Raw genomic sequence first — 15,097 nt, 5'->3', positions numbered from 1 at the left:
CAAAGCTGGCTATTTAAATATTTCGCATAAAAAAGAGATATGAATATAAATAAGAAAATATCACTCCTTTTTCTGTTTAAGGATCTCTATAACTTTCTCCACCACCTGGACGCCAGCTCTCTCTTGAGCTTCCCAGGTGCTTGCTCCAATGTGTGGCGTTAAGACAACATTGTCGAGCTTTGTGAGGGGATGGTCTTTTGGCAATGGTTCCTCCTCAAAGACATCCAATCCAGCCCCATAAATCCAGCCTTCCTTAAGTGCCTTAATCAATGCTTCTGTATCCACTATCGGTCCTCTCGCCGCATTGACTAGAATTGCATTCTTCTTCATTAGCTTAAGCTTCTCCTCGTTAATGAGGTGGTACGTGCTGTCTAAGAGCGGAACGTGAATTGTTATAACATCACTCTCCCTCAAAAGCTCATCAAGCTCAACGAACTTTCCACCGACTTCTCTTGCTCTTTCCTCATTTTTGATGACATCATAGAGAAGAATTCTCATTCCAAAGCCTTTTGCTATTTTTGCAACGTTGTAGCCTATTCTTCCAAATCCGATGATTCCAATTGTCTTACCTTCAAGCTCAATTCCCATGCACTGCTTCTTCGCCCAAACACCTTCTCTCATCTTTCTGTCGGCAAAGGCAACTTTTCTTGCAACTGCTAGAATCAAAGCCCAAGTTAATTCAGCAACGCTTCTGCTTGAAGCTGCTGGTGAATTAACGACTTCAATACCTTTTTCCTTTGCAGCCTCTAAGTCAATGTTGTCTAACCCAACACCAGCTCTTCCAATTACCTTGAGCTTCTCTGCGGCCTCAATGACTTTTCTCGTAACTTTTGGCTTGCTTCTGACGATTATAGCATCAACGTCCTTTGCAAGCTCAATGAGCTTCTCTTCATCTGGATACTCTTCATAAATAACCTCAAATCCCTCGCTCTTCAAAAGCTCAATAGCCTTTGGATGTAATGGGGCAGCGACTAAAACTTTCACTTTAACCCCTCCTCTTTATTGCCATTAACATAACTTGGTCTGAGGCATCTTCAGCTCTATCTGCTATATCTCCGATTTTAGTTATGACCTGATTCCAAATTAGCTTTGCATAAGTTGTTACCTTTTCACTTTCAAATATATTTTTAAGTATGTCATATTCAAGCTTGTCTGCTTCTTCTTCTTGTTCCTCTGTTCTCTTTGCATACTCGAGAGCCTCATTAACATCTTCGTTCAACAGTTCTGTTGCTCTCTTTACGTATTCGTAGGTCTTGAGGGATTTATCAACGAGCTGCATTATTTCCTCTTTGAGCTCTTTTGGAATCCTTGGCTTTGCCAAAATAAGCACATGAGCTGCACTCTCAGCAGCATCGGCTGTATTGTCTATGAGTTCTGAAAGCCTAACATAGTCCCCCCTATTTGCAGGTAAAAAGGCTCCTTGGTAAAGCATTGTTTCGATTTCCCTTCTGAGGTGGTCTGCTTCTCTTTCATATTGCTCAACTTCTCTCATCAGCTCTTCTGCTTTCTCAAAATCTCCCTCAAGATAAACTTTCATCATTTCCTTGAATTTTTCCAACGTGAGCTGTACCATCTCTAAGTGCTTGTTTATTGTCTCAAACACATTGCTTTCTTTTCCTCCAAATATTGGCATTTTCATCCCCCATATTAATATTTTGTAAGCTACTTTATTTACTTTGCGTCAGATGTTCCTTCGCTTTTATTAAACTCCACAGTAAGCTGTTCATGGGTGCTGAAAGTCCAATGTTCTCGGCATATTCAACTATCTTGCCGTTTATGTAATCAATCTCTGTTTTTTTGCCCTTCTTCAAATCTTGAAGCATGGAATTGTAGTTGTCTCTGGTTCTCTCAAGCGTGTCGATGAGAACTTCAAGGGGGTGCTCTTCAAACTCAATCCCCCACTGCATTGCAACTCTGCAGCCTTCCTTTACAATCTCCATCAAAATTGCCTGTAGATATTCATTTTCAAGTAAGAATCCGTTTTTAACTTCGAGCAAAGCTCCAACGGGATTAATAGCTGAATTTACTAGCGCTTTAACCCACTTCCAGCCTATTATGTTTTCACTCACTTGAGTCTTAATGCCAGCATCGTTAAATACTTCAGCAACCTTTTCAGCAAATTCACTCTTCCCCTTAGGATAGACCCCAATTTTTGTTATTCCCTTACCAGTCCACCTAACAACTCCCCATTCCTCGAGCATTGCTCCGTTTGTCGTTATTCCACCAAGGACGTTTCTTGTATATTTTAATGCCAAATCTTCGTTGCCAAGTCCATTTTGTATGCTCAAAATCCAAGTTTTCTTTCCAATGCAGTGTTTGACACAGCTCAGAGCATGGGCTGTTGAATACGATTTCGTTGCTAGTATTATCAAATCAGGCTCATTCTCGGGAGCATAAGTTACGGCTTTTGGATGAACTGTAAACTCTTCAATGCCGACAATTTTGAGTCCTTTTTCATTTATTGCTCTCACGTGTTCTTCTCGTCCTATGAGTGTTACTTCATTCCCAGCTCTCGCTAATAAAGCGCCAAAAAGGGAGCCAATTGAACCAGCTCCAAGTATGCAGATCTTCATTTTCTCACCTCAAAAGCTTTCTTAAGGGAATTAAGGAATATGCAATCAGAACAACTGAAGCTGCCCAAAAACTTTGCCAGCTTATTTGTGGGTTGTAGTTGAGTGCGTATAGAGCGTATGCGGCTGAGCAATAAAACGTTACTAGGAGAGGAACTCCGCCGCTTGATATTACCCTGTTCTTGAGAAACATCAGTAAAGCGCCAACAGCTCCCAGTAGAAAAATCTCCAGCTTTACTTCATCAGGCCAGACAAAATTCCATGCTTCTGTCAGCATACCTATGGAAATTATTCCCACAGCAGCGTTCATAATCCTCTCATTCAAGCTAACTTGCTGCTTATCTTTTGGAAAACCAACTACGAGTGCAAGTATAGAAAGCATGAGTCCGATAAGGGGAATTAGAGATATTGTAACATCAGCTCTTTGGAATATTGCCAAGACAAAAGCTGAGAAAATTGCAATGCTACCAAAAAACCTTGCTTTCCTCTTGAGGAATGATAGAGATAGGAGAACTAAAGTAATAATCGGTGCCTCCATCATGAGCAAAGTATTCCCTTCTACACTTCTCCCCAAAACTATTGCCTCATTTGTTAGAATTACCATCACAATGTCAAGCACTGTATAAAGCGAGATTATAAAAGCTGAAAGGTAAATGAATAATGCAAGCTTCTCTCTTTCCATTCTCCCACCGCAAGCATTTTTAATCCCTTACCTTAAATCCTTTCCGATAAAAATGAAAGTCGCAGTGATTTTAGTGGAGCCGGAGTATCAGATGAACATTGGTTTCGTTGCGAGAGTAATGAAGAATTTTGGTGTTAGAGAGCTTATTTTAGTTAATCCCCCAGAACTTACTGGTGAGGCATACAAATTTGCAATGCATGCCAAGGATGTCTTAGAAAATGCGAAAATAGTCAAAACGCTAGATGAAGCGCTGAAAATGGTTAATGTGGCTGTAGGGACAACTGGGGTAAGTGGGAAAGTCTATCTTCCAGAGAGAACTCCGATAAGTCCTGAAGAATTCGCGAAGAGAGTTTTTCTTTACAGTGGTAAAATTGGGATTTTCTTTGGCAGAGAGAGTAAAGGCTTAAGCAATGAAGAATTGGAAAAAATGGACTTTACAGTAACTATACCAACAAGTGAGGAGTATCCAATAATGAACCTAAGCCATGCTGTTGCTGTTGTTCTCTATGAGATTTACAAGCAGAAGATTAAAGCAGAAACTCCCACAGAAGAAAACAGACATTTAAGAAAAGCTACTAGGGAAGAAAAAGACATTTTAGTTAGATACTGGAGGGAGCTTTTGGAAACTCTAAACTACCCAAAAGACCCAATAAGGCGGAAATACTTTACTATAATGTTCCGCCGTGTCATTGGTAGATCGTTCATATATGCAAGGGAAATTTATTCCCTATACGGTCCTTTAAGGCTGGCAATCGAAAAGATCAAGAGGTGTGAAAATGATAAGCATTGAAAAGTTTGAAATCCTTGGAAGGGAAATTTGGATTGCTGCAGTGTTTGAGGAGAAAATGGAGGGGATAACTTTTTCTCTTGATGGGTATGAATATCTCATGGAGCGAATAAACTTATTAAAAGCCCTTCTCGAGCACAGAAAGGTTTCGGTAGATTTAGCTGAAGAAAAAACAGAATATCCAAGAATTGTCTATAATGTGTTGATTGGTGAAATTGAAAACGAAGATGCTTTGGAATTTCTGAGCTTTAGAGGTGTCACTCCTTTTGAAAGGAAAGTTTATGAAATTTTAACAAAAAAAGTTAAAAGAGGAAGCGTTATAACCTATGGAGAGCTTGCCAGAATGTTATTAACATCTCCAAGGGCTATAGGCAACGCAATGCAGAGAAATCCATATCCGATAATAGTTCCTTGTCATAGGGTTGTTTTAAAATCAGGATTAGGAAACTACACACCAAAAAAGGAGTACAAGCAGTTTTTGCTTGAGCTAGAGGGGGTGAAAGGATGGACAAGTTGAAACTTTATATCATAGGATTTTTGGCCCTAATAATTGCAATAGCTGGGGGGATAATCTACAAATGGGGCTTTTGGATGCTCGTTAGGGTTGTTCTCAGCTTGGGATTTTTGGGGCTAACCTTAATGCTCGGATTCTTCCTTGTGCTGACTCTCTATGCAGAGAGCTGGAAGTATGCGGTCTATCTGCTGGTGCCAACAGCTTTGAGTGCCTATGCAACCTATCTGAGCATAACTTGGCAGAAGCTTAAGATTGTTGGAGGAATAATAGTTCTGTTCATTTTAGGATTAGCTTTTGGAATATGGTACATCAGCGAGCCAGACTTAGGTTTAATTGACCGCTTCAAGAGCCCAGAGAAGCTGGAAAGGGAAGGCAACTACAAAGCAGCTGCAAGAAAGTACGAAAAGAAAGGAAACTATCTGAAGGCTGCTGAAATGTATGAAAAGCTCGGTTGGATGGAGAGCGCAGCATGGGCATACGAGAAAGCTGAGAAATACGAGAAAGCTGCTGAAATTTATGAGCAGCTCTATGAGAAGGAGAAGGATACATATTATCTCAAAGAAGCTCACGAGTACTGGAAAAAAGCTGGAAACATGGAAAGAGCTGCAAAGGCTTTGGAGCGTTACGCTGAGGAGGAGCCTTGGTTCTGGGAGGATGTTGCAAAGCTCTATGAGGAATTAGGTAATGAGGAGAAAGCAAAGGAAGCATGGCAGAAAGCTTTGGAGTACTATATGAAGGAAGCTCAGGAAGAGGGCGTATTCTGGGAGGACGTTGGAAACATAGCGAGGAAGCTCGGCAATGAAGAGCTTACTAAAGAGGCTTATCGGAAGTTCCTCGAGTACTGCTTGAAAGAGGCGGAAGAAGATCCAATGTGGTGGAAGCATGTGGCTGAGGCTTACGAATACCTTGGAGAGAAGGAAAAAGCCCAAGAAGCAAGGCAGAAATATGAGGAGTATAGGAAGAAAATAATGCAAACCAATGAGGAGACTTGGACAGGGCCAAAGGAAGAGAAGAAAGAGTGAGCTTTTCCTATTTTCTTTTGGAGGAGGTGGTATTTTGCCAGAGGACAAGGAAAAGCCTAAGCTCAACATATTTAAGCTTTCGAAGATGCCAATAAAGCTTGCAATGGAAAGGAACTTTCTCAGACTTTCTCCAGACGACAAAATCGAAAAGCTCATCAAAGAGCTTGAGCATGAAACCTGCGCCGTTGTTACGGATGATAAGGGAAGACTCCTTGGGTTCATTTCGATTGATGAAATAATCAACTTAACGCTTCCACCTTCTGATTATGTCCTTATTGGTATGGATGCAATTAAAGAGGCACACTTTGACTGGGACAGACCAGTGAAGGAGATTATGAACACCCGCCCGATAACCCTAAGTCCTAACGACAGCCTTGGCTATGCCCTTGAGATGATGCTTGAAACTGGGGTTAGACAATTTCCCGTTGTGGATAAAGAGAAGGTTGTGGTTGGTACATTTTCTGCCCAAAGCGTCATAAGGCTCCTCAGGGTTTTCGCCCGGTGATCCCGATGGAGCTTGAGCTCATACTCTATTTAGCGCTCATGCTGATGATTGCTGAGACCTTTGGATGGATATTCGCAAGGATAGAGCAGCCCGTTGTTTTAGGCCAGATAATCGGTGGAATACTTCTTGGGATGCTCTTTCCGCCAACTGCCGAAGTGAGAGACATCTCAATGCTGGGCGTGCTTTTCCTCCTCTTCATGGTAGGTCTTGAGAGCAGCGTTGATGAACTTAAGGAAGCTGGTAAGGCTGGATTTTTAACGGCTGTTGTAGGTGTTGTGATTGCTTTCCTAATTGGCTTTGCTGTTGTATATCCATTTAAGGGCTTTAAGCAGGCTCTCCTCTACGGTGCATTGACAACTCCAACGAGCGTCAGCTTAACGGTTAGGGTTCTCATGGAGCTTGATGCCCTGAAGACGGTGGAAGGCAACACAATAATAACTGCTGCAATAGTCGACGACATCCTTGGAATTATAATTCTCAGCGTTGTCATTTCAATCTTAGTTCAGGGAGGGGTAAATTCCGTCGGCATAGGGCTTATATTGCTCAAAGTTATGGCTTTTCTTTTGGCATCCATCTACATAGCCCCGCCAGCAATTGACTGGCTCCTCAGGAAGGTCGTTCGCCTCGGCTTTGCTGATTCAACTATAACCCTCTCGATGGCAGTTCTCTTTGCATTTGCTTATCTCGCTGAGCACATGAACCTCGCATCGATCCTTGGGGCATATCTATTTGGCTTGGCTTTAAGTGAAACTGAATTTAGGAAGCCAATATTTGAGCATACGAGGATTGTGGCGCACTCAATGTTCATCCCGCTGTTTTTCGTCGATGTTGGTATGAGCATTCCGCTCAAAAGCATATCAAATGTCGGAATCTTTGCTCTTGTCTTTACAGTTGGGGCGATAGTTAGCAAGATAATTGGCTGTGGTCTTGGAGCGTTCATTGCTGGGCTTGAGCTAAGGCAGTCGCTCAGAGTAGGCATTGGGATGGTTCCAAGAATGGGAGTCGAGCTTGCAATGCTTGCCATAGCCATGAACGCTGGCATAGTTGGGGAAGATGCTTATGTTGTTATAGTGCTCATGATATTCCTCAGCACTCTCGTCACTCCACCTCTCCTTAAGATGTCCTTCAGTAGGAGGGGAGAGAATAATGTAGGCTAACGAGGAAACTTGGACAAGTTCAAAGGAAGAGAAAGAGAGGGAAGGGGTAAGTTTTTATCTTTTCTTATCCTAGTTTTTCACGCTAACTATAAATACCCCAAACTTCTGAGCTTTTGTAGGTGGTGTAAATGTTTCCAATGAAAGGCATGAGTCCAAAGCAGATGAAAAAAATGATGAAGCAGCTCGGCATAACGATGGAAGAGCTTGAAGGGGTTAAAGAGGTCATAATACGCTTTGAAAACAAGGAAATCGTGATTAAGGAGCCAGTTGTTACAGCAATTGTTGCAATGGGAGAGAAGAGCTACCAGATAGTTGGCAAGGAAGAAGTTAGAGAAATTCTGAACATCCCAGAGGAGGACATTAAGCTTGTCATGGAGCAGACTGGTGTAGATTATGAGACTGCTAAAAAAGCATTAGAAGAAACAAAAGGGGATTTGGCAGAGGCGATCCTCAAACTTCAAGGAGCTTAGCTCTTTCTTTGCTTATCCTTGGACTTTTTGTTTCTGTCTCATCTTTAGAATGTCGTCTATGACATCTATAAGTGATGCTATTATCTCATCGTATCTTCCTCCCTCATCTCCATATATCGACTTTAACTTTTCCATCAATGTTTTGAGAGTTTCGTTGTCCAATTTTGGGAGATGCTCAGCCTGCTGAGCCATGAATCCCAAAACCGTTGGACGCACATCATGTCTGTCCAGGAGATCTGCCATCAGAAGTATGCTACCCTTCAGTATTTTTGGATTGACAATTTTGTCATTAATTTCCTTAAGGAGCAAAAGAGCACTCTCGATGTCTTTGTTATTATTTGATTTTAGGAGAACGTCTAGGAGAGAGAGTATGTAGTGGGATGTTCCAGGATACTGAGCATATATCTCGGCGAGTGTTTTTGCTGCTGTGTCTCTTACCCATCTATTTTTGCTTTTCAGGAAATCTCCTAAAATTGGAAGGATTGAATAAGCTTTAGTTGGCCCTATATATGGAACGATTCTTGAAATAATCCAAAGAGCATCAATTCTTCTTGCATAATTATCAGAGCTAAGTAGTTCAATAATTTTTTCGAGAACTTCGGGATTGTGTCTTGACATTTCAGCGACTATTTCTTGCTTTCCACTATCAAGGAGGATTTCTATATCGCTGATAGTGTACTGATCTACTTCAAGTTGTTTTTTATATGAAATAACTTCATTTCTCTCTTCATCTATCTGAGCTACTTTAAGTATTCTCTCTTTAACTAATTCAGCCTTCTCCTTGAGTTTTTCATCCCTGAGAAGGGGTTGAATCTTTTTCAGAGTTAAACTCAGAGTTTGCTTGGATACCATGTCTCTTCTTGTGATAAGCCTCTCAAGAGCATTGAGAGCTCTCTCCCTTATGTAACTGTCAGGCTCATCAAGAACTTCTGCCATTCCCCTTACGATTCTGTCTACGATTTTCTTGTTGTTTGTTTTGTAAGCCATCTCTGTCAGCGCTGTAATAGCGGCACTTTGGGTCTCTCTTTTTTGCCCAGATTTTATTAGGGAGAACAGCCAACTGATAATTTTTGATGCAATCACTGCTATCTTAGCTCCTATGCTTCCTAACCCCTCAGCCGCATATTCACTTAAAATGGGCATTCCCGATTTTACAATTCTCATCAAAGCGTTTGTAGCCTTTTCATAGCTCTCGTGGTCAAGTTCAATCTTATCCAGGATTAGGTTTAACGTCTCAATAGCTTCAAGAGAAACTCTCTCATCACTGTCATTTGTCAGCTTGATAATCTTATCGAGTGCTAGCTTCACCTTTTCATGGTCAATAGTATTGTTCTTTATCATGTCCTCTATGACATACAGGGCGTTCTTCCTTACGATTGGATCATGATCCTCCAAAAGTTCCATCAGAATTTTAAATCCCTCATCATATTGTGAAGCTAGCTCGATGACATCATGGAACTTCCATCCTTTGAGGTCTTCTCTCATGCCTTTCTTACTGATTACAATATCTGTCTTCGAGATTACCAAGAATATGAGGCGTATCATGGGGGGTACACCTCAAATTTGCATCATGTATTATAAATTCCCACAATACTTAAAAGATTTTTTTGATAACTTCCTCAATAGGCAAAAATCAAATTTTCAATTTTTATTTAGTGTATATTGTTATCATTTTGGAATAGATTCTGTATTCTAGAAGCTTCGTAATTTGAGGAATTATCCAATTTGGTATTATCTCTTCCAAAAGAATATAAACCCCTACATGTTAGCTTAATCCGATGAAAGTAATTGGTGTTATTAGGCATTCGCCCAGAAAAAGGGTAAATAAAGCGGAGTTTGAAGAGCTTCTGCGTAGTGCTGGCTATGAAGTTCTTGCAATAGTTGAGCAGGTTAGAGAGGAACATCCAAAATACAACATTGGTCCAGGAAAGCTTCAAGAGATTAAAGAGCTTATTAAGGAGCTTAAACCAGATAAGATAATTTTTGCAAACCAGCTTACGCCGTCTCAAGCTTTTAACATCGCAAAGGAGCTTAGAATTGACGTCATGGACAAGTGGCAGCTTGTTCTTGAGATTTTTGAAAAGAGAGCCCACTCTAAAGAGGCAAAGCTTCAAGTTGAGCTTGCTAATTTGAGATATGAACTACCCCTCGTTAGAGAAGCAATTAGAAGGGTCAAAATGGGTGAGCAGCCAGGTTTTAAAGGTATGGGTGAGTATCAGATTCACCAGTATCTGAAGCACATCCGCTATAGAATGGGCAAAATAAGGAAGGAGCTCGAGAGAGTTAGAGAAGATAGAGAGGTTAAGAGGAAAAGGAGAGAGGAAGTGGGATTTATTCTAATCGCTTTGGCTGGCTATACCAATGCTGGAAAATCAACACTTTTGAATGCTTTAGCGAGAGAAGAAATCCCAGCCAAAGATCAGATGTTCACAACCCTTGACACTACAACGAGGAGGTTTAAAGTCAATCAAAAGAGGGTTTTAGTAACTGATACAGTTGGGTTTATAGATGATTTGCCCCCTTTTATTGTTGAAGCTTTCCACTCAACCCTTGAGGAGATAACCAGAGCGGATATAATTCTTCTTGTTTTGGACGTTAGCGAACCTTGGAGAGAAATTAAGCGAAAGTTTTTGGCTTCTCTCAAAATTCTGAGAGAGCTTAGGGCTTTAGACAAGCCTATAATTGTTGTCTTGAATAAGCAGGACTTGACGACAAAAGTTGACATTGAAGATAAAAAGAAAGCAATTAAAGAGCTTGCGGATAAAAGAGGGATCGTTATCTTTGACGTTGTTAGCATATCAGCAAAGCTGAATCAGCTGGAAGAGCTTTACAATGCCCTTGAAAGAGCAATACTTACTTTGCCAAAATATAAACCCTTTGAGATCGTTGTTAAGGAGAAGGATAAAGTTCCCCAAGTAGTTGCCCTGATAAACTCAATTGGGGAAGTTCTCAATATTGAATATGGAGAATTTACAAAGATTTTAGCTTACATTCAGGTGGGAATGATTAAAAGCCTAACAAAGCTGGGAGTTGAGATAAGGTATTCGCCAGTAAGTAAAAGAAAGTAAAGTAGAGAGCTAAATCAACCCAAACACAGAGAACAGCTTGAAAATTCCAAGCGCAATTATTATAGCTGTTGTCGGCGTTGCAACCCACCCGAAGACAATGTCCTTTATCGTTGATTTATCCACTCCTTCCCCCGTTATTAAGCCGACTCCTACAACTCCACCAACAATTGCTTGACTTGAGCTGACTGGCAAGCCTAAGATGTTGGCCAAACTTACGGCAATAGCTGAGCCAAACTGGGCAGCGAAAGCTGAAGCTGGTCCTAATGCTGTTATCTTTTTTCCAACAGTGTACATCACAGCATAGCTGAATGTTAGAGAGCCCAGAGCTAAGCTTATTGCGCCAAAAATACCCGGCAACCTTTGGCTCCAAAAATCCAGCTCCAACTAGTGGTCCAGTAGCATTTGCAACCTCATTTGCCCCAAAGTTGAAGGCCATGTAAGAACCGCCCAAAACAGCCAGCCATTTATACAAAAGCTCAATACGTCCAATGCTTTTCATCTGATTTATAAGGTATCCATAAAACTTATACAAAACCATTGCAAGTATACCAGCGATAATTGGTGAAACTACCCATGCTGCAACGATTTTGGAGAGTGTGAACCACCTTATAGGAGCATGGATGGCTAAGCCAACTCCCACAACACCTCCAACAATTGCTTGGGTTGTTGAGACGGGAAGTCCTTTAATAGTTGCAATAGTCACCCAAACACCAGCAGCTAAAAGAGCTATGACAGCCATCTCAATCGTTAAATATCCTTCGGGGACAATTCCTTTTCCTACTGTTTTCATGACTTTGTAGCCTTTAAGATAAGCTCCCAAAAGAACGAACACCGCAATTGTGAATGTTGCCTGTCTGAAGCTTAAAACTCCAGCTCCAACTGCTGTTCCCATTGCGTTGGCTGAATCATTTGCACCTATATTCCATGCAATGTAAAATCCAACTGCTAACGCTGCGATTACCAGCCCGTCCATGTTGTCACCTCCGCCTCTCTGAATCTATAGAGTATATAGTCTATATAGTAGTGGAGGGCATTTAAAAATATTGTTCTTTGATGGATAAATGGCAAATAACTACTTAGTGGAGTTTATCTTTTTGCATGTTCTTTACAAATGTAAACTATCACTTTAATGATGTTTGATGTTCTTTTATAGACACCAACCACAAACCGTGTTCATTCTTACCCAAAGACACCTGGTGAAAGCTTCTTCTTTCTATACCGAAAACTAAATAAATGCATTTCTCTAAATCTAATACCGAAAAACTTTAGGGGGCAAAGATGATGATAGAAGTTCGTTTTCATGGTAGAGGTGGACAAGGTGCAGTTACTGCTGCAAACATTTTAGCTGAGGCGGCTTTCTTAGAGGGCAAGTACGTGCAGGCATTCCCATTCTTTGGTGTTGAGAGAAGAGGAGCGCCAGTTACAGCATTCACTAGAATTGATGACAAGCCAATTAGAATTAAGACCCAAATTTACGAGCCAGACATAGTCGTTGTTCTAGATCCATCACTTCTCGATACGGTTGATGTTACTGCTGGTCTCAAAGAAGGGGGAGTTGTCATAGTTAACACAGAGAAGAGCAAGGAAGAAGTTTTGGAAAAACTCAAGAAGAGGCCAGCAAAGCTGGCTCTAGTTGACGCAACAACCATAGCTCTTGAAGTTCTTGGGTTGCCAATTACAAACACTTCCATACTTGGAGCAGTCGCAAAGGCAACAGGAATTGTCAGCATCGACAAAGTTGAAGAAGCTATTAAGGACACCTTCTCCGGTGAGCTTGGAGAAAAGAATGCAAAGGCTGCAAGGGAAGCTTTTGAGAAGACTGTCGTTTATGAACTCTGATTTCTTTCCTTTAAAATCCTTTAGGGGTGGATGATTTGAACACTTTATTTGGGGAGAAGAAGGCAAAAGCGGAGAAGTTAGTATTTAAATCTGTTGATGAGTATCCCGAGGCTCCAATAAGCCTTGGAACCACTTTAATAAACTTCACAGGTGACTGGAGGACTTTCATTCCAGTAGTCGATGAGAGCAAGTGTGTCAAATGTTACATCTGTTGGAAGTTCTGTCCAGAGCCATCAATCTACATCAAAGAAGATGGCTACGTTGCAATAGACTACGACTATTGTAAGGGTTGTGGCATTTGTGCGAATGAGTGCCCAACTAAGGCAATTACAATGGTAAGGGAAGAGAAGTGAGGTGATAATTATGCCGAAGAAGGTTGTGAGTGGAAACTACGCAGCCGCTTACGCTGCAAAGCATGCGAGAGTTGAGGTTGTTGCTGCTTATCCAATTACTCCGCAAACATCAATCATCGAGAAGATTGCTGAATTCATAGCTAACGGTGAGGCTGACATACAATACGTACCTGTTGAGAGCGAGCACTCAGCTATGGCTGCTTGTATAGGTGCCGCTGCTGCTGGTGCGAGAGCTTTCACTGCCACATCAGCTCAAGGTCTAGCTTTAATGCACGAGATGCTCCACTGGGCAAGCGGAGCTAGATTGCCAATAGTCATGGTTAACGTCAACAGAGCAATGGCTCCACCGTGGAGCGTTTGGGACGACCAAACTGACAGCTTAGCTCAAAGAGATACTGGCTGGATGCAGTTCTATGCTGAGAACAACCAAGAAGTTTACGACGGAGTTCTGATGGCATTTAAAGTCGCTGAGCACAAGAAAGTAAACCTCCCAGTTATGGTTATTGAGAGTGCTTTCATATTGAGCCACACCTATGACATTGTAGACATGCCTCCGCAAGAGGAAATTGATGAGTTCTTGCCACCAAGGGAGCCATTGTACACATTGTTGGACTTTGACAATCCAATTGCCGTCGGTGCTTTGGCGACTCCAGCTGATTACTATGAGTTCAGATACAAGATTGAGAAGGCAATGGAAGAGGCAAGAAAAGTCATCAAAGAGGTTGGCAAAGAGTTTGGAGAGAGATTTGGTAGAGACTACTCTCAAATGATTGAGCTCTACAAGACAGATGACGCAGAGTTTGTCTTTATGGGAATGGGTTCACTCATGGGAACAGTCAAAGAAGCAGTTGACCTGCTCAGAAAAGAGGGATACAAGGTTGGTGCAGCTAAAGTGAGATGGTTCAGACCCTTCCCGAAGGAGGAGCTTTATGAATTGGCTAAGAACGTTGAAGGAATTGCAGTCCTTGATAGAAACTTCTCCTTTGGACAGGAAGGGATACTCTTCAACGAGGCTAAGGGTGTCTTATACAACACTGATGCTCACCCAATAATGAAGAACTACATCGTTGGACTTGGCGGCAGAGACTTCACGGTCAGTGACATCAAGGTAATAGCAAAGAACATGAAAGAGATAATCGAGAAGGGCAAGCTCGATAGAGAGATTGAGTGGTATCATCTCAAGAGGTGAGAAGAATGGAGATTCCAGAGAATGTTAAGAAGAGATTGAGCATACCTTTTGAGGAGAATTTCTTTGCTGGACACACTGCATGCCAAGGTTGTGGTGCTGCTCTTGGACTGAGATACGTCCTCAAGGCTTATGGAAAGAAGACTATCCTTGCAATTCCAGCTTGCTGTTCAACAATCATAGCTGGACCTTGGCCATACTCAGCTATTAACGCTAACCTCTTCCACACAGCTTTCGAGACTACAGGTGCTGTTATAAGCGGGATTGAAGCTGCTTTAAAGGCTAAGGGATACAAGGTCAAGGGCGAAGATGGAATAATGGTCGTAGGCTGGGCTGGAGATGGTGGAACTGCTGACATTGGACTGCAGGCATTGAGCGGATTCCTTGAGAGAGGGCACGATGCATTATACATCATGTATGACAATGAGGCTTACATGAATACTGGTATTCAGAGGTCATCATCAACACCATACGGAGCATGGACTACAAACACACCTGGAGGAAAGAGGCACTTTGTTGAGAAGAGACACAAGAAGAAGGTTATTGACATCGTTATCGCTCACAAGATACCTTATGCAGCAACGGCAAGCATTGCATTCCCAGAGGACTTCATAAGGAAGCTCAAGAAAGCCCAGAAGATACCAGGGCCGAGCTTCATCCAGCTCTTTGCACCATGTCCAACGGGCTGGAGAAGCCCAACAGATAAGAGCATCGAGATTGCTAGATTAGCTGTTCAGACAGCATACTTCCCGCTCTTCGAATACGAGAATGGCAAGTACAAGATAAACATGCCAAATCCAAAGAAGGAGCCAAAGCCAATTGAAGAGTTCCTTAAGCTCCAGGGAAGATTCAAGTACATGACGAAGGAGGACATTGAAATACTTCAAGAATGGGTGCTTAGAGAATGGGAAGAGCTTAAGAAGAAAGCCGAGATCTTCGGCTGA

Annotated in this window: 16 protein-coding genes and 1 pseudogene; 11 read left to right on the top strand and 6 right to left on the bottom strand. The window is 41.8% G+C overall.

From position 1 onward, the window contains the following. Positions 1–60 precede the first annotated feature (60 nt). The 4 genes from E3E24_RS00500 to E3E24_RS00485 are packed head-to-tail and all read right to left on the bottom strand — an operon-like array spanning position 61 to position 3,252. Positions 61–984: a hydroxyacid dehydrogenase gene (locus tag E3E24_RS00500; protein ID WP_167886159.1), complete on the bottom strand. Its 924-nt coding sequence runs from the start codon at positions 982–984 to the stop codon at positions 61–63. A gap of 1 nt (position 985) precedes the next feature. Beyond that, entirely contained in the window at positions 986–1,633 is a 648-nt protein-coding gene (locus E3E24_RS00495; RefSeq protein ID WP_167886479.1) for a TIGR00153 family protein, read from the bottom strand. Positions 1,634–1,667: 34 nt separating this feature from the next. Next, a complete protein-coding gene (locus E3E24_RS00490) occupies positions 1,668–2,573 on the bottom strand; it encodes a 2-dehydropantoate 2-reductase (RefSeq protein WP_167886158.1) in 906 nt (301 codons plus the stop codon). Positions 2,574–2,577: 4 nt separating this feature from the next. Then, positions 2,578–3,252 (bottom strand): hypothetical protein, encoded by a 675-nt coding sequence (locus tag E3E24_RS00485; RefSeq protein WP_167915496.1) that lies wholly within the window; start codon positions 3,250–3,252, stop codon positions 2,578–2,580. Between the two features lie 52 nt (positions 3,253–3,304). On the opposite strand from E3E24_RS00485, the gene E3E24_RS00480 reads away from it, so the two are divergent. The 6 genes from E3E24_RS00480 (at position 3,305) to E3E24_RS00455 (ending at position 7,707) form a co-directional block, all read left to right on the top strand. Continuing rightward, a complete protein-coding gene (locus E3E24_RS00480; RefSeq protein WP_167915495.1) occupies positions 3,305–4,042 on the top strand; it encodes an RNA methyltransferase in 738 nt (245 codons plus the stop codon). Further along, complete coding sequence (gene otg, locus E3E24_RS00475) at positions 4,029–4,556, top strand: methylated-DNA--protein-cysteine methyltransferase (RefSeq protein WP_167886155.1); 528 nt, start codon at positions 4,029–4,031, stop codon at positions 4,554–4,556. Before E3E24_RS00480 ends, otg begins: the two co-directional genes overlap by 14 nt. Next, positions 4,544–5,575, top strand: a complete 1,032-nt coding sequence (locus tag E3E24_RS00470) for a lipopolysaccharide assembly protein LapB (protein ID WP_167915494.1) — start codon at positions 4,544–4,546, stop codon at positions 5,573–5,575. Before otg ends, E3E24_RS00470 begins: the two co-directional genes overlap by 13 nt. 34 nt (positions 5,576–5,609) lie before the next feature. Next, a complete protein-coding gene (locus E3E24_RS00465) occupies positions 5,610–6,080 on the top strand; it encodes a CBS domain-containing protein (protein ID WP_240912167.1) in 471 nt (156 codons plus the stop codon). Positions 6,081–6,085: 5 nt separating this feature from the next. Continuing rightward, positions 6,086–7,237 carry a cation:proton antiporter gene (locus E3E24_RS00460; RefSeq protein ID WP_167886152.1) on the top strand — a complete coding sequence of 384 codons (1,152 nt, stop codon included), beginning with the start codon at positions 6,086–6,088 and terminating at the stop codon, positions 7,235–7,237. Positions 7,238–7,374: 137 nt separating this feature from the next. After that, a complete protein-coding gene (locus E3E24_RS00455; protein WP_206204986.1) occupies positions 7,375–7,707 on the top strand; it encodes a nascent polypeptide-associated complex protein in 333 nt (110 codons plus the stop codon). A gap of 12 nt (positions 7,708–7,719) precedes the next feature. Here E3E24_RS00455 and E3E24_RS00450 read toward each other — a convergent pair whose 3' ends face one another. Next, the gene (locus E3E24_RS00450) at positions 7,720–9,252 is read right to left on the bottom strand and encodes a hypothetical protein (RefSeq protein ID WP_167886150.1); all 1,533 of its coding nucleotides are present in this window, start codon (positions 9,250–9,252) and stop codon (positions 7,720–7,722) included. Between the two features lie 233 nt (positions 9,253–9,485). Here E3E24_RS00450 and hflX point away from each other — a divergent pair, with 233 nt between their 5' ends. Then, complete coding sequence (gene hflX / locus E3E24_RS00445) at positions 9,486–10,775, top strand: GTPase HflX (RefSeq protein ID WP_167886149.1); 1,290 nt, start codon at positions 9,486–9,488, stop codon at positions 10,773–10,775. A 9-nt stretch (positions 10,776–10,784) separates the two neighbouring features. Here the strand turns inward: hflX and E3E24_RS00440 are convergent. Beyond that, a pseudogene (locus tag E3E24_RS00440) lies at positions 10,785–11,748 on the bottom strand (anion permease). 308 nt (positions 11,749–12,056) lie between these two features. Between E3E24_RS00440 and E3E24_RS00435 the strand changes: the two are divergent. Genes E3E24_RS00435 through E3E24_RS00420 form a run of 4 tightly spaced genes read left to right on the top strand, consistent with a single transcriptional unit; the run spans position 12,057 to position 15,097 of the window. After that, positions 12,057–12,614 (top strand): pyruvate/ketoisovalerate ferredoxin oxidoreductase subunit gamma, encoded by a 558-nt coding sequence (locus tag E3E24_RS00435; protein ID WP_167886478.1) that lies wholly within the window; start codon positions 12,057–12,059, stop codon positions 12,612–12,614. A 35-nt stretch (positions 12,615–12,649) separates the two neighbouring features. Further along, complete coding sequence (locus E3E24_RS00430; RefSeq protein WP_167886148.1) at positions 12,650–12,967, top strand: 3-methyl-2-oxobutanoate dehydrogenase subunit delta; 318 nt, start codon at positions 12,650–12,652, stop codon at positions 12,965–12,967. Between the two features lie 10 nt (positions 12,968–12,977). After that, positions 12,978–14,156, top strand: coding sequence for a pyruvate ferredoxin oxidoreductase (porA, locus tag E3E24_RS00425; RefSeq protein WP_167886147.1), 1,179 nt, complete (start codon positions 12,978–12,980; stop codon positions 14,154–14,156). Between the two features lie 5 nt (positions 14,157–14,161). Further along, the gene (locus tag E3E24_RS00420; RefSeq protein ID WP_167886146.1) at positions 14,162–15,097 is read left to right on the top strand and encodes a 3-methyl-2-oxobutanoate dehydrogenase subunit beta; all 936 of its coding nucleotides are present in this window, start codon (positions 14,162–14,164) and stop codon (positions 15,095–15,097) included.

Source organism: Thermococcus sp. LS2 (assembly GCF_012027375.1).
In the GTDB taxonomy this organism is placed as follows: Archaea; Methanobacteriota_B; Thermococci; order Thermococcales; family Thermococcaceae; genus Thermococcus_B.
This window is presented reverse-complemented; position numbering and strand designations above follow the sequence as displayed.